This is a genomic window from Homoserinimonas sp. (genome assembly GCF_056262345.1).
Genome location: NZ_JBACFR010000231.1, coordinates 1 through 1,617 on the forward strand (window position 1 = coordinate 1; position 1,617 = coordinate 1,617).

The 1,617-nt window shown below is 67.3% G+C and carries 1 protein-coding gene; it reads right to left on the reverse strand.

What is annotated here, in order from left to right; genetic code table 11:
* Nucleotides 1-32: 32 nt before the first annotated feature.
* The coding region (locus AC062T_RS11180) for an acyltransferase family protein (protein WP_476030056.1) at nt 33-1,617 on the reverse strand (1,585 nt) is incomplete at its 5' end.

The following is a 1,617-nucleotide window of genomic DNA, read 5'->3' on the forward strand; positions in this document are numbered from 1 at the left end:
CGCCTTTGCGCAGGTTTCGTGCGGTCGCAGGGCTACAAGGGCTGAGCGGCCAGCCCGTAGTCGCGTGGACCAATGACCGGCGGCAGCTCGGCAAGGCGTTGCAGTGCGTCGCGAACGGCGGAGGCGTAGACGAGCCCGCCCGCATCGCCCGGATGAATCTGGTCGCCAGCGAGGAGTCGCAATTGCGGCGTGATGGAGTCGCGCCAGTTGGCGAGCTCGACGTCGCGAAAGCGCTGAGCGAACCTGGTTAGTTCGGTGTTCACCCCGTCTGTCCAGGACCGGGGCGCATAGACATTGACGACAACCAGTTGGTGGGCAGTGCCGAGCAGCTGCCGCACTTCTGCGAGAACGTCGGCATCGACAGGTCCGTTCGTCCCTAGCCCGAGCAGCACAATTGGCCGCAGGGTGTCCGCCTCTTTATGGGCGCGAATCAGATTGGGCGCAGCGGAAAACTGGCGAGAGACTGCGGCGTCGATAGCGATGCCCGGGAACGTTTGCTGGAGCGAGGCCGCCGAGGCGAGCATGACCGAGTCGCCGATGGCCGTGATCTGGTCGCCCCCGGGCAGCGCCGCGGGCGCTACCGACTCGAGTGGTGCGGTCGGCGAGGTCGCCGTTGCGCCGGAGTGGGGCACGGCGGTTGATTCGATGGCCGCACGCCCCGCTTCGATCTGCCGTTCGACCGACCCGGCCTTCTCTCCCGAGACGATGCCCGACGCCGTTGCGGCGATCAGGGCAACCGAGGCGCTGGCAGCGACGGCGACAGCGAGCATGCGCACACCGCGACGCGGAGCGCGAATGCGGAGCTGGTCGCCGAACTCGCGGACCGCTCCCCGGAACCCGAGCCGCCGGATGGGCTGTTCGACATAGCGGTGGGAGGCCACCGTCGCCGCAACCGTAAGTACGAGGGCTATGCCGCCGATAGTCCACAGACCGGCCGCGCTTGACCGCAAATCCGAGGCAATTGCTGTGACCAGAACCCAGATCGGCCAGTGCCACAAATACAGCCCGAAGGAGCGTTCTCCCACCCACGCGAGTGGCGCGCTGTCGAGCCATGCACCGGTGCGCGAACCCTGGAGGGTGGCTCCCGCAATGGCAACGACGCTCAACGCGGAGGCGAGAGCGAGCCCGCCGAGATAGGGCAAAGCCCCGTCGGCGGGCATGACTACGGCGAGGGAGACAACGCCCACTATCGCAAGCATCCCCGCAGCCTGCAGGGCAATACTCGCCCGGCGGCCGAGGGTGAGACCGCCAGCCGATGCGACAGCGAGGGCTGCGCCAGCGAGAAGGCCGAAACTGTGGGTATCTGTGCCGTAATAGAGCCGAGTGCTGTCGATGCCGGGCGACCACATCGAGGCCATGAGTATCGCGGCGGCAACGGCTGCGGCGCCGAGCAGGGCCGCTCTCATCCACCGGCGGGGCACAAGCAGCAGCCCGAGCAGCAGCACGGGCCACACGAGGTAGAACTGCTCCTCAACGCCGAGGGACCACAGGTTACGCAGCAGTTCGGGGGTGGAGGCGTCGAAATAGCTGGTCGTGCCAGCGAGGGCGATCCAGTTGCTGCTAAAAGTGGCGGCCCCCAGAATCTGCCCGCCAAGCCCTATGACGACATCGCCCCCG